The sequence below is a fragment of the Pseudomonas simiae genome (assembly GCF_000934565.1).
Lineage (GTDB): Bacteria > Pseudomonadota > Gammaproteobacteria > Pseudomonadales > Pseudomonadaceae > Aquipseudomonas > Aquipseudomonas simiae.
On sequence record NZ_CP010896.1, the window covers coordinates 3,849,559 to 3,868,329 of the forward strand.

Sequence of the window (18,771 nt, forward strand, 5' to 3'; positions counted from 1 at the left end):
TGTTGTAGGACAAGATTTCTCCTATCCGGAGGCTGACTGTCAGCTAGCGCGCCCACTACAAGAAATTCACAAGATAGAGCGTAGAAAGCCATGACCCAGCAGTATGAACCACTGCGCCTGCACGTCCCTGAACCCTCGGGCCGCCCAGGCTGCAAGACCGACTTCACTTACCTGCGCCTGACCGACGCCGGTACCGTGCGCAAACCCGCCATCGACGTAGAACCCGCCGACACCGCCGACCTGGCCAAGGGCCTGATCCGCGTGCTCGACGACCAGGGCCAGGCCCTGGGGCCGTGGGCCGAAGGTGTTTCCGTCGAAATCATGCGCAGAGGCATGCGCGCCATGCTCAAGACGCGGATCTTCGACAACCGCATGGTGGTCGCCCAGCGTCAGAAAAAAATGTCGTTCTATATGCAGAGCCTCGGCGAAGAAGCCATCGGCAGCGCCCAGGCCCTTGCCTTGAACATCGACGACATGTGTTTCCCCACCTACCGCCAGCAAAGCATCCTGATGGCCCGTGAAGTGCCACTGGTGGACCTGATCTGCCAACTGCTGTCCAACGAGCGAGATCCGCTCAAGGGCCGCCAGTTGCCAATCATGTATTCGGTCAAGGACGCCGGCTTCTTCACCATTTCCGGCAACCTCGCCACCCAATTCGTACAAGGCGTGGGCTGGGGCATGGCCTCGGCGATCAAGGGCGATACCAAGATCGCCTCCGCCTGGATCGGCGACGGCGCCACCGCCGAATCCGACTTCCACACCGCCCTCACCTTCGCCCACGTATACCGCGCGCCGGTGATCCTCAACGTGGTCAACAACCAGTGGGCGATCTCCACCTTCCAGGCGATTGCCGGCGGTGAAGCCACCACCTTCGCCGGACGCGGCGTCGGTTGCGGCATCGCCTCCCTGCGCGTGGACGGCAACGACTTCATTGCGGTGTACGCCGCTTCCGCCTGGGCTGCCGAGCGTGCGCGCCGCAACCTGGGGCCAACGCTGATCGAGTGGGTCACCTACCGCGCCGGGCCGCACTCCACGTCTGATGACCCTTCGAAATACCGCCCAGCCGACGACTGGAGCCACTTCCCCCTCGGCGACCCCATTGCCCGTCTCAAGCAGCACCTGATCAAGATGGGCCAGTGGTCCGAAGAGGAACACGCGGCGGTCAGTGCCGAACTTGAAGCCGAAGTGGTCAAGGCACAGAAAGAAGCCGAACAGTACGGCACCCTCGCCGGCGGCCAGATTCCAAGCGCCGCAACGATGTTCGAAGACGTCTACAAAGAGATGCCGGAGCATTTGAAGCGCCAGCGTCAAGAGTTGGGGATCTGACATGAACGATCACAACAACAGCATTGAAGTGGAAACCGCCATGACCACCACCACCATGACCATGATCCAGGCCCTGCGCTCGGCCATGGATGTGATGCTCGAACGCGACGACAACGTGGTGGTATTTGGCCAGGACGTCGGCTATTTCGGCGGAGTATTCCGGTGCACCGAAGGCTTGCAGACCAAATACGGCAGCTCTCGCGTGTTTGACGCGCCGATCTCCGAAAGCGGCATTGTCGGCGTGGCGGTGGGCATGGGCGCCTACGGCCTGCGCCCGGTGGCCGAGATCCAATTCGCCGACTATGTCTACCCTGCCACCGACCAGATCATCTCCGAAGCAGCGCGCCTGCGTTATCGCTCGGCCGGCCAGTTCACCGCGCCATTGACCATGCGCATGCCTTGCGGCGGCGGCATCTACGGCGGCCAGACCCACAGCCAGAGTATCGAAGCGGTGTTCACCCAGGTCTGCGGGCTGCGCACGGTCATGCCGTCGAACCCCTATGACGCCAAAGGCCTGTTGATTGCCTCCATCGAAAACGATGACCCGGTGATCTTCCTGGAGCCAAAACGCCTGTACAACGGCCCGTTCGATGGCCATCACGATCGTCCGGTGACCCCGTGGTCGAAACACCCGCAAGCCCAAGTGCCGGACGGCTACTACACCGTGCCACTGGACGTGGCCGCCATTGTGCGTCCGGGCTCGGCCGTGACGGTGCTGACCTACGGCACCACGGTGTATGTGTCGCAAGTCGCTGCCGAAGAGACCGGCATCGACGCCGAAGTCATCGACCTGCGCAGCCTGTGGCCGCTGGACCTGGAAACCATCGTCAAGTCGGTGAAAAAGACCGGCCGTTGCGTGGTGGTACATGAAGCCACCCGCACCTGCGGCTTTGGTGCCGAGCTGGTGTCGCTGGTGCAAGAGCATTGCTTCCACCACCTGGAAGCGCCGATCGAACGCGTCACCGGTTGGGACACCCCCTATCCGCACGCGCAGGAGTGGGCGTATTTCCCAGGGCCGTCCCGAGTGGGCGCGGCGTTGAAACGGGTCATGGAGGTCTGAATGGGCACGCACGTTATCAAGATGCCGGACATTGGCGAAGGCATCGCAGAAGTTGAATTGTCGGTGTGGCATGTGAAGGTCGGCGACATGGTCGTCGAAGACCAGGTGCTGGCGGATGTGATGACCGACAAGGCAATGGTGGACATTCCCTCGCCGGTGCATGGCAAGGTCATTTCCCTCGGCGGCGAGCCAGGTGAAGTCATGGCCGTGGGCAGTATTTTGATCAGCATTGAAGTGGAAGGTGCGGGCAACGCCAAGGAAGCGCCGGCAGCGAAGGAGACGCCGAAAGCCGCGCCGGTGGTTGAAGCCAAGCCTGCGCCGGTGGCCGTTGAAAGCAAACCAGCGCCGGTTGTCGCAACCCAGCCGCCTGTGGCGCGTGCCGCCGACGAACGCCCATTGGCCTCCCCCGCCGTACGCAAGCACGCATTGGACGCGGGGATTCAACTGCGCCTGGTCCAGGGCTCCGGTCCGGCCGGGCGGATTCTGCATGAGGACCTCGACGCCTACCTGCAACAAGGCGCGTCAAAGTCTTCAACAGCCACCAATCCCTACGCCGAACGCAACACCGAAGAACAGATCCCCGTCATCGGCATGCGCCGCAAGATCGCACAGCGCATGCAGGACGCCACCCGTCGTGCCGCGCATTTCAGCTATGTAGAAGAGATCGACGTCACCGCCCTCGACGAGTTGCGCGTGCACCTCAACGAGAAGCACGGCGCCACGCGTGGCAAGTTGACCCTGCTGCCGTTTATCGTGCGCGCCATGGTGGTTGCACTGCGGGACTTCCCGCAGATCAATGCGCGTTACGACGATGAAGCCCAGGTGATCACCCGCCTTGGCGCGGTGCACGTAGGTGTCGCCACCCAAAGCGACGTAGGCCTGATGGTGCCGGTGGTGCGTCACGCCGAAGCTCGCAGCCTGTGGGGCAACGCCGAAGAAATCGCCCGCTTGGCCACTGCTGCGCGCAATGGCAAGGCCAGTCGCGATGAGCTGTCCGGTTCAACCATCACCCTGACCAGCCTGGGTGCCTTGGGCGGCATCGTCAGCACGCCGGTACTGAACCTGCCGGAAGTGGCGATCGTGGGCGTCAACCGTATCGTCGAAAGGCCGATGGTGATCAAGGGTCAGATCGTGGTGCGCAAGATGATGAACCTCTCTAGTTCCTTCGATCACCGTGTAGTCGATGGCATGGACGCGGCGCAATTCATCCAGGCCATTCGCGGCCTGCTCGAACAACCCGCCAGCCTGTTCCTGGAGTAACGCATGACTCAGACGTTGAATACCACGCTGCTGATTATCGGCGGCGGCCCTGGCGGTTATGTGGCGGCGATCCGCGCCGGCCAACTGGGCATCCCGACCATCCTGGTGGAAGGCCAGGCGCTGGGCGGCACGTGCCTGAACATCGGCTGCATCCCGTCCAAGGCCCTGATCCATGTGGCCGAGCAGTTCCAGCAAACCATCCACCATAGCCAGGGTTCGCACCTGGGCATCGAAGTGGATGTGCCGACCCTGGACATCCGCAAAAGCGTGGAATGGAAAGACGGCATCGTCGACCGCCTGACCACCGGCGTCGCCGCGCTGCTGAAAAAGCACAAGGTGCAAGTGATCCACGGCTGGGCCAAGGTCGTAGACGGAAAGACCGTCGAGGTCGGCGACCAGCGCATCCAGTGCGAACACCTGCTGCTGGCCACCGGTTCAAAGAGCGTCAACCTGCCGATGCTGCCGATTGGCGGGCCGATCATCTCGTCCACCGAGGCGCTCGCGCCCACGCGGGTGCCCAAGCGCCTGATCGTGGTGGGTGGCGGCTATATCGGCCTGGAGCTGGGCATTGCCTACCGCAAGCTGGGTGCCGAGGTCAGCGTGGTCGAGGCCCAGGATCGTATCCTGCCGGCCTATGATGCTGAGCTGACGCAGCCGGTGAACGAATCCCTCAAGCACCTGGGGGTGAAGCTGTACCTCAAGCACAGTGTCACCGGTTTTACCGATGGCAGCCTGCAAGTACGCGACCCGAATGGCGACACCGTGTCGTTGGCAACTGATCAGGTGCTGGTTGCTGTGGGTCGCAAGCCCAACACCCAAGGCTGGAACCTCGAGGCGCTGAACCTGGAGATGAACGGCGCGGCGATCAAGATCGACAGCCGCTGCCAGACCAGCATGCGCAACGTGTATGCCATCGGTGACTTGAGCGGCGAGCCGATGCTGGCGCACCGCGCCATGGCCCAGGGCGAGATGGTGGCCGAACTGATCAGCGGTAAACACCGTGAATTCAACCCGGCCGCGATCCCGGCCGTGTGTTTTACCGACCCGGAACTGGTGGTCGTCGGCAAGACACCCGACGAAGCCAAGGCCGCCGGATTGGACTGCATCGTGTCGAGCTTCCCGTTCGCGGCCAATGGCAGGGCCATGACCCTGGAGTCGAAGACCGGTTTCGTGCGGGTGGTGGCGCGACGTGACAACCACCTGATCGTCGGCTGGCAGGCCGTGGGGGTGGGTGTCTCCGAGCTGTCCACCGCCTTTGGCCTGAGCCTGGAAATGGGTTCACGTCTGGAAGATGTGGCGGGCACCATCCACGCCCACCCGACCCTCGGCGAAGCCGTTCAGGAAGCCGCGTTAAGGGCGTTGGGCCACGCCCTGCACCTGTAAAAGCGCGGCAGGGCCCACCCACCCGCTCCCACACCGGCCAAGAATGAAGTATTGTTGTGCCCATCCAGAAAAAAACCGACAAGCCTGCCTTCGACCAGGCGGTTGACCAGAGATAGAGGGTGTCATGGGTAACGAAAGCATCAATTGGGACAAGCTGGGTTTTGACTACATCAAGACCGACAAGCGGTTTCTCCAGGTCTGGAAAAACGGCGAATGGCAAGCAGGCACCCTGACCGATGACAATGTGCTGCACATCAGCGAGGGCTCCACTGCCCTGCACTACGGCCAGCAATGCTTTGAAGGCCTCAAGGCCTACCGCTGCAAGGACGGTTCGATCAACCTGTTCCGTCCGGACCAGAACGCCGCCCGCATGCAACGCAGCTGCGCCCGCCTGCTGATGCCGCATGTGCCGACCGACGTGTTCATCGACGCCTGCAAGCAAGTGGTCAAGGCCAACGAGCACTTCATCCCGCCATACGGCAGCGGCGGCGCGCTGTACCTGCGCCCGTTCGTGATCGGCACCGGTGACAACATCGGCGTGCGGACCGCCCCGGAGTTCATCTTCTCCGTGTTCTGCATCCCCGTCGGCGCCTACTTCAAAGGTGGCCTGGTACCACATAACTTCCAGATCTCCACCTTCGACCGCGCGGCACCACAAGGCACCGGCGCCGCCAAGGTCGGTGGCAACTATGCCGCCAGCCTGATGCCAGGTTCCGAAGCGAAGAAGTCCGGTTTCGCCGACGCGATCTACCTGGACCCGATGACCCATTCGAAAATCGAAGAAGTCGGCTCGGCCAACTTCTTCGGGATCACCCACGACAATAAGTTCATCACGCCGAAGTCGCCGTCGGTGCTGCCAGGCATCACCCGCCTGTCGCTGATCGAACTGGCCAAGACCCGCCTGGGCCTGGAAGTGGTCGAAGGCGAAGTGTTCATCGACAAGCTCGACCAGTTCAAGGAAGCCGGCGCCTGCGGTACGGCTGCAGTGATCTCGCCAATCGGCGGCATCCAGTACAACGGCAAGCTGCACGTGTTCCACAGCGAGACCGAAGTCGGTCCGATCACCCAGAAGCTCTACAAAGAGCTGACCGGCGTGCAGACCGGCGACGTTGAAGCGCCGCAAGGCTGGATCGTCAAGGTCTAACTCTGCAACGAGCCCCACCACAAAGCCTATGTGGGAGCTGGCGTGCCAGCTCCCACAGTTTATTTGGGTGTTCTCACAAGTCCTTGGGAATATTCCCTACAATCTTCTTGCCCATACTGATCCTCGGTTCCACCCCATACCCCAACGCCTCGTAGAACCCCACCACCGCGTCGTTGCCGCCGGTGATCTGCAGGTTGATCTTCATGCACCCCAACGCGGTCAATGCCTGTTCCGCGTGGCGTACCAACGAAGACCCCAAGCCATGGCGCCGATAGTCGGCGTGCACCGCCACCGAATACAGCCAGCCGCGATGACCGTCGTAGCCGGCAAGAATCGTCCCGATCACTGCTTTTTTATCCATGGCTACGAAGAACAGCCCATCGTTGACGGCCAGCTTCTTATCAATCGCCAGCGTTGGCAGGTTGTGGGCGGTGTCATAGCCAAAGGCCTGCTGCCAGAGCGCAACCACTTGCGCCCGATGCTGACGGTCGCGATACGGACCGATGGGATGCCGGGACAGCAGCGCTTTTTCCATCACCAATGTACGTTCGTTGCCGTGGTAAACGTCACGCACGGTGTTAAACCCCAGCTTGGTGTAGAACGGCTCGGCCGTCAGCGAAGCAGGCACGCTCAATACCGTCACCCCAGCCTCGCGGGCGCGCAGTTCGATCTCGATCATCAGCAGGCGACCGATCCCCTGCCCTTGCAGCGCTGGATTGACGAACACCGAGCGCACCACATTACCGTCGAGGGCGGCGGTGGCGACGATCACATGATCTTGAATTGCCACCAGTACCTGGCGACGCTTGAGCAAGGCCAGCACCGCATCCGGTGTGAAGTTACTGGCCACCCGCGCAATCACATCCGCCGGATAATCCCGCGCATTGCTGCTATGCAAGGCCGCCAGGATGACCTGGCTGATGCCCTCGGCATCGGCTGCCTGGGCGAGGCGAACGGCGGTAGACATGATTCCTCCTGGCTGACTGCGTTTGAACAACCCGCACAATAGCAATTTTGACCTGCGCTCGCCCGAACAGCCGATTCGGCTGCCTCACCCCACTCTTCAGCTTTCCCGGCTGACCCGCTTCCCGGTTTCAGCCGGGATTCACCCCGCACAACCCACAAAATAGCCCCACAGTTCAACCCATGGATTCGTGCACCCATGCAAACCACCAATACCGTCTTGATGATTCGCCCGGCGCGCTTTGCCTTCAACCCGGACACCGCGATCAACAACCGCTTCCAACGCCAACCCCTCGACCCACTCGGCGCACAGCAGAAAGCGCTGGAAGAGTTCGACGGCTATGTCGACACCCTACGCCGGCACGGCGTGGAAGTGCTGGTGGTGCAGGACACGCCGGCGCCCCACACCCCCGACTCGATATTCCCCAACAACTGGTGGAGCAGCCACGCCGACGGCAGCCTGGTGCTGTACCCGATGGAAGGCCAGAACCGACGACTGGAGCGCAACAAAGGCGTGCTGCAAGTGCTGGAGCAACGTTTTGCGATCAACAGCACCATTGATCTCAGCCACCTGGAACAGCAGAACATCTTCCTCGAAGGCACCGGCAGCATGGTGCTCGACCGCCAACACCGCATCAGCTACGCCTGCCACTCCGGGCGCACTCACCAGGACGCCCTGCGCCAGTTCGCCGAACGCCTCGACTACCAGCTCTGCGTTTTTCACGCCGTCGACCGCCATCACGCGCCGATCTACCACAGCAACGTGATGATGAGCGTCGGTCGCGACCTCTCGGTGGTGTGCCTGCAAGCCCTGCCGGACGCCAGCGAACGCCAGGGCCTGGAACGCTCCCTGCGCGACACCGGCAAGGACATCCTCGCGCTCGATTTCGATCAGTTGGAGGGCTTCGCCGGCAACATGCTCGAAATCCACGACCGCGACGGGCAGCCCCTGTTGGTGATGTCCGCCAGCGCCTGGGGCGCCTTGCAACCCGCCCAGCGCCAGCACGTGGAACGCCATACGCGGCCGGTGGTGGTAAACATCGACAACATCGAACGCATCGGCGGCGGCAGTGCCCGCTGCATGCTGGCGGAAGTGCACCTGCCCGCCCGCGCCACCGTCCAATAACTCAAGGAGTCTTGTCATGACCCGCTATATCGACGTCAACGATCTCTGCTACCTGGTCTCGCAAAAAGGCTTGCAAACCTGCATCACCGAGATGGCCGAGTACATCCGTGCCGACTACCTGCGCTGGCAGGATTTCGAAAAATGCGCGCGCCTGGCCAACCACTCGCCGGACGGTGTGATCGAGCTGATGCCGGTCTCCGACGCATCGCTGTACGCGTTCAAATACGTCAACGGCCACCCGAAAAACACCCTGGCCGGCATGCTCACCGTGATGGCTTTCGGCGCGCTGGGGGACGTGGACACCGGCTTGCCGGTGCTGCTGGCGGAAATGACGCTGACCACTGCGATTCGCACCGCCGCCACGTCGGCGCTGGTCGCCCGCTACCTGGCCCGCGACAACAGCCGCAGCATGGCGCTGATCGGCAACGGCTCCCAGAGCGAATTTCAGGCCCTGGCCTTCCACGCCATGCTCGGCATCACTGAGATCCGCCTGTTCGATATCGACGCCAAGGCCACCGCCAAGCTGGCCGCCAACCTCAAAGCTTTCCCGGCGATCAAGGTGATCCTGGCCGGCAGCGTCGCCGAAGCGGTAAAAGGCGCGGACATCGTCACCACCGTCACGGCCGACAAGGCCTACGCCACCATCCTGACGGACGAGATGATCGAACCCGGCATGCACCTCAACGCCGTCGGCGGCGACTGCCCCGGCAAGACCGAGCTGGACCGACGTATCGTCGAGCGCGCCCGGGTGATCGTCGAGTACGAACCGCAAAGCCGCATCGAAGGTGAAATCCAGCACATGCCGGAAGACTCGCCGGTCACCGAACTCTGGCAAGTGATCAACGGGCAACAACCCGGCCGCGAAAATGCGCGCCAGGTCACCCTGTTCGACTCGGTAGGTTTTGCCATCGAAGACTACTCGGCCCTGCGCTATGTGCTGGACGTGGCCAAGGCCTTGGATGTGGGCAGCGACCTGGAGCTGGTGCCGGACCTGGCCGACCCGAAAGACCTGTTCGCACGCCTGGCACAACAACCTCGCGCACAGCAGAAAAAGCGCGCCTGAGAACGCTCTGGCCTGCCGCTCTGCGTCGAGGGCGGCCCAGATTTGGGTGGGTGAAAAGCCGATTCAGCGGGTGGCACAGCCGATTCCGCTGCATTGCCCGTTTTAACAGCGCAATTCGCGCTTTGAGCACGGGGTAAACGACACAAAAAACGCACCACCATGGAGCATTCTCTCCGCCAATAAGAACGATTTGTTTCAGCTCAATGACTGCCCTGACATCAATTACAAAATATAGGGACTACACATGACTCCACTGCGATCACTCTTCGCTGCGTTGCTGTTGCCACTCTGCGCAACCGCCCACGCTCAGGAATGGAAAGAAATCCGCTTCGGCGTGTTCCCCGAATATCCCCCCTTCGAATCCGTTGCCGCCGACGGCAGCCTGCAAGGCTTCGATATCGAGCTGGGCAACGCGATCTGCGCCAAGCTGGAAGTGAAATGCACCTGGGTGCACAACGAATTCGACGGCATGATCCCGGCCCTGCGCGCCCGCAAGTTCGACGCGATCATGTCCTCCATGGCTGTAACCCCGGCCCGCGAAAAGATCATCGACTTCAGTGACCGCCTGTTCCTCAGCCCTACCTCCGTGATCACGCGCAAGAGCGCCGACTTCGGCGACACCCCGGAATCCCTCATGGGCAAGCAAGTCGGGGTACTGCAAGGCTCGTTGCAGGAGGCCTACGCCCGTGCCCACCTGGCCAAGCTCGGCGCGCAGATCAAGGCGTATCAGTCCCAGGACCAGAACTACGCCGATCTGCAGAACGGCCGCCTGGACGCGACCCTGACCGACAAGCTCGAAGCCCAGCTCAACTTCCTGTCCAAACCCGAAGGCAGCGACTTCAAGACCGGCCCTGCCTTCAAGGACCCGACCCTGCCCCTGGACATCGCCATGGGCCTGCGCAAGAACGATCAGGCACTGCGGGCGCTGATCAACAAAGGCATCGCCGCTGTGCAGGCGGATGGCACCTACGCACAGATCCAGAAGAAGTACTTCGGCGATCAGGACATCTACCACGAGTGATGTCCGAGCCAGGCAAAAGTCCCCTGTAGGCGCGAGCGAGCTCGCGCCTGCATAAAAGAGATCTCCTTCCCCATGAACGAATTCCTGAATCTGCACGGCTACGGCCCGATGCTGGCCCAGGGTGCCTGGATGACGCTCAAGCTGGCCTTCCTCGCGCTGGCGCTGAGCCTCGCCCTGGGCCTGATCGCCGCCGCTGCCAAGCTCTCCAGCGCCAAATGGCTGCGTTTGCCGGCCACGCTCTACACCACCTTGATCCGGAGTGTGCCGGACCTGGTGCTGATCCTGCTGATTTTCTACAGCCTGCAACTGTGGCTCAACGACCTGAGTGAAGTGTTCGGCTGGGACTATTTTGAAATTGACCCGTTTACCGCTGGGGTGATCACCCTGGGCTTTATCTACGGCGCGTATTTCACCGAGAACTTCCGAGGCGCGATCCTCAGCGTGCCGGTGGGCCAGCTGGAAGCGGCGACCGCCTATGGCCTGAGCCGCTGGCAGCGCTTTCACCTGGTGCTGTTCCCGCAACTGATGCGCTTTGCCCTGCCGGGCCTGGGCAATAACTGGCTGGTGCTGCTCAAATCCACGGCGCTGGTGTCGATCATCGGCTTGTCGGACCTGGTCAAGGCCGCACAAAATGCCGGCAAAACCACTAATGAGCCGCTGTACTTCCTGATCCTCGCGGGCCTGATGTACCTGGTGATCACCACCCTGTCCAACCGCGTCCTCAAGCGCCTCGAACGGCGCTATAACCTCGGCATCAAGGGGATGGCGCGATGATCGAACTGTTCCAGCAATACGGTCTGGCCTATCTGTTCAGCGATGGCGCAGGATTGTCCGGCGTGGCCATGACACTGTGGTTGTTCATCATCTCGGTGGTGTTGGGTTTTTTCCTGTCGATCCCGTTGGCGCTCGCGCGTGTTTCCGAGCACGTCTGGCTGCGCTGGCCAGTGGAGGTCTACACCTACCTGTTTCGCGGCACGCCGCTGTATATCCAACTGCTGATTTGCTACACCGGGCTGTACAGCCTGGAAATCGTGCAGGATAACGCCCTGCTCAACCAGTTTTTCCGCAATGCGCTGAACTGCACGCTGCTGGCCTTCGTGCTCAACACCTGCGCCTACACCGTGGAGATCTTCGCCGGGGCGATCCGCAATATCCCCCATGGCGAAATCGAAGCGGCCCGCGCCTACGGCCTGCACGGTTGGCGTCTCAACCTGTTCGTGGTGGTGCCCGCCGCGCTGCGTCGTGCGTTACCGGCCTACAGCAACGAAATGATCCTGATGCTGCACGCCACCTCGCTGGCCTTTACCGCCACCGTCGCCGACATCCTCAAGGTGGCCCGCGACGCCAATGCCGAAACGTTCCTGACGTTCCAGGCGTTCGGCATCGCTGCCCTGCTCTACATGCTGCTGTCCTTTGCACTGGTGGGCCTGTTCCGACTGGCCGAACGTCGCTGGATGCGCTTTCTTGTTCCTACCCGAGGCTAACCCATGAATCAGTCCGCGCAGGCCCTGGCCGCTTATCCCGTTGATGAACCCGTTGCCCAACCCGTCACCGCGGCCATCAAGCTTCAAGTCGAAGGCATCCACAAACGCTATGGCGAGCACGAAGTGCTCAAGGGTGTTTCCCTGAATGCGCGCCAGGGCGATGTGATCAGCCTGATCGGCGCCAGCGGCTCTGGCAAAAGCACGATGCTGCGCTGCATCAACTTCCTCGAACAGCCGGACGCCGGGGTGATCACCCTGGACGGCATCAGCATTGAAATGCGCCAGGGCCGCGCCGGCACCCGTGCGCCGCACCAAGATCAATTGCAGAACCTGCGCACACGCCTGGCCATGGTGTTCCAGCACTTCAATCTGTGGAGCCACATGACCGTGCTGGAAAACATCACCATGGCGCCGCGCCGGGTACTGGACGTAAGCGCTGCGGAGGCGGAAAAACGCGCGCGAATGTACTTGGACAAGGTCGGCCTGCCGAGCCGCGTGGCGGATCAGTACCCGGCGTTTCTCTCCGGCGGCCAACAACAGCGCGTGGCGATTGCCCGGGCCTTGGCGATGGAGCCGGAGATCATCCTGTTCGATGAGCCGACTTCCGCACTCGACCCAGAACTTGTAGGAGAAGTCCTCAAAGTCATACAGACGTTGGCCGAGGAAGGTCGTACCATGCTGATGGTCACCCACGAAATGGGCTTTGCCCGCCAGGTGTCCAGCCAAGTGTTGTTCTTGCACCAGGGCCGGGTTGAGGAACACGGCGATGCCAGGATTCTCGACCAGCCCAACAGCGAGCGCTTGCAGCAATTTCTCTCCAACCGTTTGAAGTGAACCCCATGGATACCAAGGCCAACGGACCCCATTCCTCCCCCACGCTGGACCGCATTGATGAAGCCATCATCGAAGTGCTGCGGCATCAGGGGCGTATCACCTACGAAAAGCTCTCGTCGCTGGTGCACCTCACGCCCAGGCCCTGCCTGGAGCGGGTGCGCAAGCTGGAGCGACGCGGGGTGATCCGTGGGTATGGGGCGATCATCGATGTGCAGATGGTCTCGCCAGGGCTGTCATTGCTGGTGTTGGTAGCCTTGTCCAACCAGAGCGGGCGCTCGGCGCAAAAGGCCTTCGAAGCCTGCGTCAAGGCTTGCCCGCAGGTGTTCGAATGCCAGTTGATCAGCGGTCCGTTTGACTACAGCCTGCGCATGCGTTGCCGGGATATGGAGCACTACCGGGTGCTGACGGAGACCTGGTTGAACAACGACGAATTGCACATCGATAAGCTGGTCGCGCATCCGGAGTTGGCGGTGGTCAAGAACACAGCGACGGAACTCACCTGAGCCTTAAAAGGCGCGAGCGATTCGCTTGCCCAGCTTTGCCCCGATCATCTTCGCCTGCCCATCCTTTTGCTTGCCGGTACGCGCCTCACTGATCAACCCCGGTATCAACTTGCCCTCTGGCAGATTCTTCCAGAACCGGCTGGGCAAATGCCCTTCCATCACCTTGGGGTTCAACCGTGCTGGATTGAAGATGTGGCTGTAGTAGGTCAGCCACATCGCACTGTGTGGATCCTCGACATTCTGCGCCAATTGCCGCCACGCCTCGGGGCATTCGCGCTGGTGGATCAACTGCTCACCGTCGTAGTACACACCGTCCAACGGCGTGGCGATCATCCAGCGGTGACGCCCCATGCGCCCGATGAAATGCTGGCTGGCCGATTTCAAGATGTCATGGGCCGGCTCGTGCCAGGCCACGTACTCGGGCAATTCCAGCCCGGCCTCGGCGGGTAACGCGATGAACCGCACAAACGCGTGCAGATGGTGTGCCTCGCGACTGACCTGCTTGATCCGCCGTTGCAACTCACTGCCCAGTTTGTCCCCTGCCAGCATCGCCGTGCGGTCACCATGACTGACGCGCCACAGCACTTCATACAACAAGCTCCAGCGCTGGTCGCCGTGGTAACAGGCGGCCGACTCCAACAATTCCAGCAGGGCCTTGGGCACCCGTGTCTGGAAAGGCCCCATCCCCTCGGGAATCGGTTCGTCGGTGGCAAACAGGTCCGCCACTTCGGCCTCGCCCCAACTCACCTGGCTGGGGTCGACCTGATGGCTGAGCAGCCAGCGCGCCTGATCGCGCCAAGTGCTGAACAGGTTGTTGCATTCCAGGCTGATCATCCCCACAACCCCATTTGCTGCGGCTGAGGACGGTCGCGCAGTTGTTCGCGCAACAACACGCTGGTGCTGTCGGCCTGTTGCGGGTGGTAGTCGCTGGTGATGAAAAACGGCTTGGCCTTGGCCAATACGCACCGCATGCGCGCCAGGTCTTCGAAGCGGATCTTGCGTTCACGGCGCAGGTCCACCAGACGCTGGGTGGTACGCAGGCCAATGCCCGGAATGCGCGCTATCAAGGTCGGTTCCGCGCGATTCAGGTCTAGAGGGAAGACTTCGCGATTATCCAGCGCCCACGCCAGCTTGGGATCGATATCCAGCGCCAGGTGACCAGGACCTTTGAACAGCTCATTGGCGTTGAACCCATAGCTGCGCAACAGGAAATCGGCCTGGTACAAACGGTGCTCGCGCATCAGCGGCGGCGCGGCCAGAGGCACGGTTTTCGGGCTATTGGGGATGGGACTGAACGCCGAGTAATACACGCGGCGCAGCTTGAAGTTGCCGTACAACGCCTCGGCACCGTGGAGAATGGTGCTGTCATCGGTGTCGTCGGCGCCGACGATCAATTGCGTGCTCTGCCCGGCCGGGGCAAAACGCGGTGCGCGTGGCTCGTTGCGTACCGTCTGCTCGCCGGTGTAGATGGTCTGCATGGCCTGTTTGATCGACACGATCTTCTTTTCCGGCGCCAGGGTCTGCAGGCTGGCCTCGGTGGGCAGTTCGATGTTCACGCTCAGGCGATCGGCATAGCGTCCGGCTTCGGCGATCAGTGCCGGGTCGGCATCAGGAATCGTCTTGAGGTGGATATAGCCGCGAAAGTCATGCTCTTCGCGCAGCAGTTTGGCGACCCGCACCAATTGCTCCATGGTGTAATCGGACGAACGGATGATGCCGGAACTGAGAAACAGCCCGCTGACGCAGTTGCGTCGGTAGAAATCCAGGGTCAGGGTGACCACCTCCTCCGGGCTGAAACGCGCGCGGGGCACGTCGCTGGAGCGGCGGTTGACGCAATACTGGCAGTCGTAGAGACAGAAGTTGGTGAGCAATACCTTGAGCAACGACACACAACGCCCGTCCGGCGTGTAGCTGTGGCAGATGCCCATGCCATCGGTGGAACCCAGCCCCGCCTTGCCCTCGGAGCTGCGCTTGGGCGCACCACTGCTGGCGCACGAGGCATCGTACTTGGCGGCGTCGGCGAGGATGCTGAGTTTTTCGATCAACTGCATGGGGGCTACCGATACTGGTTTTTTGTACAGTACCAATAGCCACTCGTTGCCACAAGTGCCGTTTGTAGGAGCGCGTTTCAGCTCGCGGTGGCGAGCAACAAATCCTGCACCGAACGACCCTTGCCGCGCCCACGGTCCAGCGCATACAGCGACGCCGCAATCTCATCCGCCCGAATCGGCAGTACCGACAGCAGGGTATCGCTCAACCCATGGCTGGCCTGGCTGAAGCCCTGGATGTAGATACCGGCGTTGCAACGCTCGTCGGTGACGATGCGATAGTCGCGCGCCACGTCGAAGTCGCCCAGGTAGTCTTCCAATGGCGCCAGCAGCGCGCGGTGTGTCTGGCGCTCGTAGCCGGTGGCGAGAATCACCGCGTCGTAGTGGTTGACGCTGGTGTCGCCGTTGGCGTTGTTGCGCAGCACCAGTTCGATGCCCAACGGGCCTGGTGTGGCCTTCTCGACCACGGTCAGGGTGCGGAACGCCTGGCGGGCGATGCCGGAGACCTTCTGGCGGTAGAAGATGCCGTAGATACGCTCGATCAAGTCCAGGTCCACCACCGAATAGTTGGTGTTCTGGTACTCGGCGACCAGGCGCTCACGCTCGGCGCCCTCTTGCTGGAACACCAGGTCGGTGAAGGCCGGCGAGAACACTTCGTTGACGAACGGGCTGTCATCGGCGGGTTTGAGCGCCGAACCGCGCAGAATCATGTCGACCTGCACCGACGGGAAGCTGTCGTTCAGGTCGATAAAGGCTTCTGCCGCGCTCTGGCCACCGCCGATGATGGCGATGCGCATGGCCTTGCCCTCGACACATGGCTGGCTGGCCATCCGCTCCAAGTATTGGGAATGGTGGAACACCCGGCTATCGCCCTTGAGCGCCTTGAACGCTTCGGGAATACGCGGCGTGCCCCCGGCGCTGACCACCACCGAACGGGTGGTGCGTACATGTTGCTCCCCCAGCGCATCGCGGGAAATCACACGCAGCGCTTCAACCTGCTGCTGGTGCAGGATCGGCTCGATGGACAGCACTTCCTCGCCGTAGCGCGCCTGGGCCTGAAACTGCCCGGCGACCCAGCGCAGGTAGTCGTTGTACTCCATGCGGCACGGGTAGAAGGTGCCCAGGTTGATGAAGTCCACCAAGCGGTCGTGGGCTTTCAGGTAATTAACGAAGGAATACGGGCTGGTGGGGTTGCGCAGGGTCACCAGGTCCTTGAGGAATGAAATCTGCAGCTCGCTCTGGGTCACCAGGGTGTTGCCGTGCCAGCGGTAGTCGGCCTGTTTGTCGAGAAACAGCACATCCAGTTTGCCCTGGGCCTTTTCGCGCTCCTGCAGGGCGATGGCCAGCGCCAGGTTCGAAGGGCCGAAACCGATACCGATCAGGTCGTGAACCGCGGGCGAAGCAATTGCCTGTGTCATTCCAGTGTCCTCTGGATAAGCCCCTTGGCGGTGGGGCGGGAATACCTTCAAGACCTGAACAACAGGTCGTGTGTTGATAGGAAACGAGGACAATGAAATAAAATTTAACTGATCTTCGATCAGTGCGTTTCCCACTCGCGCATCCGCACCCGGCAGTGCTTCATGGCATTGACGATGTGTTTCTCCACCATGGCGCGGGAAATGCTCAGGCGTTCGGCGATCTGCAGGTGGGTCAGGCCTTCGAGTTTGCGCAGCAGGAAGCTGTCGCGACAGGCCGGCGGCAGCTCGGCCAGGGCGCGTTCGAGCAGTTCCAGGCGCTGGCCGTGATCGTGGTGGGAGTGAGGCGAACTGCTGGCGAAGCGCTCTTCGGCATCCAGCACGTCCAGGGGTTCAACCTGGCGCAAGGCATTGCGCCGATGTCCATCGATCACCAGATTCAATGCGGTGCGGTACAAAAAGGCACGGGGTTGTTCGATGGGCGTGTCGCTGGAACGCTCCAGCACCCGGACATAAGCGTCATGCACCACATCCTCGGCCACCTGACGGTTGCCCAGCTTGGCGTTGAGGAAACACACCAGCTCGCGATAGTAGTTTTCCAACATGACTCCCGACCGCCGGGTGGCGGCATTTGGTCCCTGGGTGCAAAAAACAGCCTGTAGACGCGAGCGTGCTTGCGAAGACCGTTAATGATATCGCGAGCATTCAGGATAAACGCAGCGCCTGAACGTCCCTCGCGGGCAAGCTCGCTCCTACACTTAAATCAACCCGTTCGGTGATGGCAGTTTGAGTGCGTGCAATTTATAGTAATTCTCATCTACTTTTAAAGCAGACTTGCATCAACGGACGATTTTTTTCTTCAAGGGAGCTGTAACTGCTTATGTAACCGCCTAAATCCCCGCGCAATTCCCTCGTTTACTTGTCAGCTCCCCGCAACTGCGGTCCGAACTTTCCTGGCTGGAACCAAAGCATGAAACGCCCTCGACCTGCCCGACGCGCCTTGCTTGTTATCGCGTGCCTGATCCCTTTTATCGCCGTCGCGGCCTGGCAGGTGCTGCCGCCGGGGCGTGACACTCTCACCACCGTCACCGTCACCCGCGGCAGTATCGAAAACAGCGTGACCGCCTTGGGCACCCTACAACCGCGTCGCTATGTGGACGTCGGTGCCCAGGCCTCTGGCCAGATCCGCAAAATCCACGTCGAAGCCGGCGACCAGGTCGAGGAAGGCCAATTGCTGGTTGAGATCGATCCGTCCACGCAAAAAGCCAAGCTGGACGCCAGCCGCTACGCCATCGAAAACCTCAAGGCCCAGTTGCAGGAACAAAAGGCTCAGCACGAATTGGCACGCCAGAAGTACCAGCGCCAGCAACGCCTGACCGCCGCAAACGCCACCCGTGAGGAAGACGTGCAAACCGCGAAGGCCGAACTGAGCGCTACCCAGGCCCGGGTCGACATGTTCCAGGCGCAGATCCTGCAAGCCCAGGCCAGCCTGCGCAGTGACGAAGCGGAATTGGGCTACACACGCATCTACGCGCCCATGACCGGCACCGTGGTCGCGGTGGACGCGCGGGTTGGCCAAACCCTCAATGCCCAGCAGCAGACGCCGTTGATCCTGCGCATCGCCAAGCTGTCGCCGATGACGGTGTGGGCAGAAGTCTCGGAGGCCGATATTGGCCACGTCAAACCCGGCATGACCGCGTACTTCACTACCTTGAGCGGCGGTAACCGACGCTGGACCAGCACCGTGCGGCAGATCCTGCCGATCCCGCCCAAGCCGTTGAATGAAACCCAAGGCAGCGGCAGCCCCAACAGCACCAGTAAAAGCGGCAGCGGCCGCGTGGTGCTGTACACCGTGCTGCTGGACGTGGACAACAGCGACAACGCGCTGATGGCCGAAATGACCACCCAGGTATTTTTCGTCGCCAGCCAAGTCAAGGATGCGCTCACCGCGCCGGTTGCCGCGTTATCGGGCACGGCGAACGCCAACCAGCAGATCGCCCAGGTCGTGGGCAAGAACGGCCGTATCGAGCAGCGCCAGGTGCAGGTGGGCATCAGCGACCGCCTGCGCGTCCAGGTGCTCGACGGCTTGAGCGAAGGCGATCACCTGCTGATCGGCCCCGCCGACGGCAACGGGGGTTGAG

18 protein-coding genes are annotated in these 18,771 nt (G+C 61.7%); 13 read left to right on the top strand and 5 right to left on the bottom strand.

Annotated features, from left to right (window positions below):
- Positions 1-90 precede the first annotated feature (90 nt).
- From PF1751_RS17225 to PF1751_RS17245, 5 genes are all read left to right on the top strand, one after another.
- Positions 91-1,326: a 3-methyl-2-oxobutanoate dehydrogenase (2-methylpropanoyl-transferring) subunit alpha gene (locus PF1751_RS17225; RefSeq protein WP_044287408.1), complete on the top strand. Its 1,236-nt coding sequence runs from the start codon at positions 91-93 to the stop codon at positions 1,324-1,326.
- A 1-nt stretch (position 1,327) separates the two neighbouring features.
- Complete coding sequence (locus tag PF1751_RS17230; RefSeq protein ID WP_010209333.1) at positions 1,328-2,386, top strand: alpha-ketoacid dehydrogenase subunit beta; 1,059 nt, start codon at positions 1,328-1,330, stop codon at positions 2,384-2,386.
- On the top strand, positions 2,387-3,646 hold the full coding sequence (locus PF1751_RS17235; protein ID WP_010209332.1) for a dihydrolipoamide acetyltransferase family protein: 1,260 nt from the start codon (positions 2,387-2,389) through the stop codon (positions 3,644-3,646).
- Between the two features lie 3 nt (positions 3,647-3,649).
- Positions 3,650-5,029: a dihydrolipoyl dehydrogenase gene (lpdA, locus tag PF1751_RS17240; protein ID WP_010209331.1), complete on the top strand. Its 1,380-nt coding sequence runs from the start codon at positions 3,650-3,652 to the stop codon at positions 5,027-5,029.
- A gap of 124 nt (positions 5,030-5,153) precedes the next feature.
- The gene (locus tag PF1751_RS17245) at positions 5,154-6,173 is read left to right on the top strand and encodes a branched-chain amino acid aminotransferase (RefSeq protein ID WP_021492858.1); all 1,020 of its coding nucleotides are present in this window, start codon (positions 5,154-5,156) and stop codon (positions 6,171-6,173) included.
- 73 nt (positions 6,174-6,246) lie between these two features.
- Here the strand turns inward: PF1751_RS17245 and PF1751_RS28490 are convergent, their stop codons facing one another.
- Entirely contained in the window at positions 6,247-7,140 is an 894-nt protein-coding gene (locus PF1751_RS28490) for a GNAT family acetyltransferase (protein WP_074900420.1), read from the bottom strand.
- A 195-nt stretch (positions 7,141-7,335) separates the two neighbouring features.
- Between PF1751_RS28490 and ctlX the strand changes: the two genes are divergently transcribed.
- From ctlX to PF1751_RS17290, 7 genes are all read left to right on the top strand, one after another.
- Positions 7,336-8,262, top strand: a complete 927-nt coding sequence (gene ctlX, locus PF1751_RS17260; protein WP_010209327.1) for a citrulline utilization hydrolase CtlX — start codon at positions 7,336-7,338, stop codon at positions 8,260-8,262.
- Positions 8,263-8,278: 16 nt separating this feature from the next.
- Positions 8,279-9,325: an ornithine cyclodeaminase gene (locus PF1751_RS17265; RefSeq protein ID WP_010209325.1), complete on the top strand. Its 1,047-nt coding sequence runs from the start codon at positions 8,279-8,281 to the stop codon at positions 9,323-9,325.
- Between the two features lie 244 nt (positions 9,326-9,569).
- Positions 9,570-10,346: an ABC transporter substrate-binding protein gene (locus PF1751_RS17270; protein ID WP_010209324.1), complete on the top strand. Its 777-nt coding sequence runs from the start codon at positions 9,570-9,572 to the stop codon at positions 10,344-10,346.
- A 72-nt stretch (positions 10,347-10,418) separates the two neighbouring features.
- A complete protein-coding gene (locus tag PF1751_RS17275) occupies positions 10,419-11,120 on the top strand; it encodes an ABC transporter permease (RefSeq protein WP_044287409.1) in 702 nt (233 codons plus the stop codon).
- Positions 11,117-11,830: an ABC transporter permease gene (locus tag PF1751_RS17280; protein WP_010209322.1), complete on the top strand. Its 714-nt coding sequence runs from the start codon at positions 11,117-11,119 to the stop codon at positions 11,828-11,830. Before PF1751_RS17275 ends, PF1751_RS17280 begins: the two co-directional genes overlap by 4 nt.
- A gap of 3 nt (positions 11,831-11,833) precedes the next feature.
- A complete protein-coding gene (locus PF1751_RS17285) occupies positions 11,834-12,664 on the top strand; it encodes an ABC transporter ATP-binding protein (protein ID WP_010209321.1) in 831 nt (276 codons plus the stop codon).
- Between the two features lie 5 nt (positions 12,665-12,669).
- A complete protein-coding gene (locus tag PF1751_RS17290; RefSeq protein ID WP_044287410.1) occupies positions 12,670-13,167 on the top strand; it encodes an Lrp/AsnC family transcriptional regulator in 498 nt (165 codons plus the stop codon).
- Positions 13,168-13,170: 3 nt separating this feature from the next.
- Here the strand turns inward: PF1751_RS17290 and PF1751_RS17295 are convergent, their stop codons facing one another.
- The 4 genes from PF1751_RS17295 to PF1751_RS17310 form a co-directional block, all read right to left on the bottom strand.
- Entirely contained in the window at positions 13,171-14,001 is an 831-nt protein-coding gene (locus PF1751_RS17295; RefSeq protein WP_010209319.1) for a TIGR03915 family putative DNA repair protein, read from the bottom strand.
- Complete coding sequence (locus tag PF1751_RS17300; RefSeq protein WP_010209318.1) at positions 13,998-15,218, bottom strand: putative DNA modification/repair radical SAM protein; 1,221 nt, start codon at positions 15,216-15,218, stop codon at positions 13,998-14,000. The genes PF1751_RS17295 and PF1751_RS17300 overlap by 4 nt, the downstream gene beginning before the upstream one ends.
- Before the next feature lie 77 nt (positions 15,219-15,295).
- Positions 15,296-16,633 (bottom strand): lysine N(6)-hydroxylase/L-ornithine N(5)-oxygenase family protein, encoded by a 1,338-nt coding sequence (locus PF1751_RS17305; RefSeq protein ID WP_010209316.1) that lies wholly within the window; start codon positions 16,631-16,633, stop codon positions 15,296-15,298.
- Positions 16,634-16,752: 119 nt separating this feature from the next.
- On the bottom strand, positions 16,753-17,235 hold the full coding sequence (locus PF1751_RS17310; RefSeq protein WP_021492862.1) for a sigma-70 family RNA polymerase sigma factor: 483 nt from the start codon (positions 17,233-17,235) through the stop codon (positions 16,753-16,755).
- A 365-nt stretch (positions 17,236-17,600) separates the two neighbouring features.
- On the opposite strand from PF1751_RS17310, the gene PF1751_RS17315 reads away from it, so the two are divergent.
- Positions 17,601-18,770: an efflux RND transporter periplasmic adaptor subunit gene (locus tag PF1751_RS17315; protein ID WP_010209313.1), complete on the top strand. Its 1,170-nt coding sequence runs from the start codon at positions 17,601-17,603 to the stop codon at positions 18,768-18,770.
- Position 18,771 lies beyond the last annotated feature (1 nt).

What these genes read in the sequence shown, in the direction of transcription:
- PF1751_RS17225 (WP_044287408.1), top strand. Translation starts at nt 91, where the DNA reads ATGACCCAGCAGTATGAACCACTGCGCCTGCACGTCCCTGAACCCTCG.
- PF1751_RS17230 (WP_010209333.1), top strand. Translation starts at nt 1,328, where the DNA reads ATGAACGATCACAACAACAGCATTGAAGTGGAAACCGCCATGACCACC.
- PF1751_RS17235 (WP_010209332.1), top strand. Translation starts at nt 2,387, where the DNA reads ATGGGCACGCACGTTATCAAGATGCCGGACATTGGCGAAGGCATCGCA.
- lpdA (WP_010209331.1), top strand. Translation starts at nt 3,650, where the DNA reads ATGACTCAGACGTTGAATACCACGCTGCTGATTATCGGCGGCGGCCCT.
- PF1751_RS17245 (WP_021492858.1), top strand. Translation starts at nt 5,154, where the DNA reads ATGGGTAACGAAAGCATCAATTGGGACAAGCTGGGTTTTGACTACATC.
- PF1751_RS28490 (WP_074900420.1), bottom strand. Translation starts at nt 7,140, where the DNA reads ATGTCTACCGCCGTTCGCCTCGCCCAGGCAGCCGATGCCGAGGGCATC.
- ctlX (WP_010209327.1), top strand. Translation starts at nt 7,336, where the DNA reads ATGCAAACCACCAATACCGTCTTGATGATTCGCCCGGCGCGCTTTGCC.
- PF1751_RS17265 (WP_010209325.1), top strand. Translation starts at nt 8,279, where the DNA reads ATGACCCGCTATATCGACGTCAACGATCTCTGCTACCTGGTCTCGCAA.
- PF1751_RS17270 (WP_010209324.1), top strand. Translation starts at nt 9,570, where the DNA reads ATGACTCCACTGCGATCACTCTTCGCTGCGTTGCTGTTGCCACTCTGC.
- PF1751_RS17275 (WP_044287409.1), top strand. Translation starts at nt 10,419, where the DNA reads ATGAACGAATTCCTGAATCTGCACGGCTACGGCCCGATGCTGGCCCAG.
- PF1751_RS17280 (WP_010209322.1), top strand. Translation starts at nt 11,117, where the DNA reads ATGATCGAACTGTTCCAGCAATACGGTCTGGCCTATCTGTTCAGCGAT.
- PF1751_RS17285 (WP_010209321.1), top strand. Translation starts at nt 11,834, where the DNA reads ATGAATCAGTCCGCGCAGGCCCTGGCCGCTTATCCCGTTGATGAACCC.
- PF1751_RS17290 (WP_044287410.1), top strand. Translation starts at nt 12,670, where the DNA reads ATGGATACCAAGGCCAACGGACCCCATTCCTCCCCCACGCTGGACCGC.
- PF1751_RS17295 (WP_010209319.1), bottom strand. Translation starts at nt 14,001, where the DNA reads ATGATCAGCCTGGAATGCAACAACCTGTTCAGCACTTGGCGCGATCAG.
- PF1751_RS17300 (WP_010209318.1), bottom strand. Translation starts at nt 15,218, where the DNA reads ATGCAGTTGATCGAAAAACTCAGCATCCTCGCCGACGCCGCCAAGTAC.
- PF1751_RS17305 (WP_010209316.1), bottom strand. Translation starts at nt 16,633, where the DNA reads ATGACACAGGCAATTGCTTCGCCCGCGGTTCACGACCTGATCGGTATC.
- PF1751_RS17310 (WP_021492862.1), bottom strand. Translation starts at nt 17,235, where the DNA reads ATGTTGGAAAACTACTATCGCGAGCTGGTGTGTTTCCTCAACGCCAAG.
- PF1751_RS17315 (WP_010209313.1), top strand. Translation starts at nt 17,601, where the DNA reads ATGAAACGCCCTCGACCTGCCCGACGCGCCTTGCTTGTTATCGCGTGC.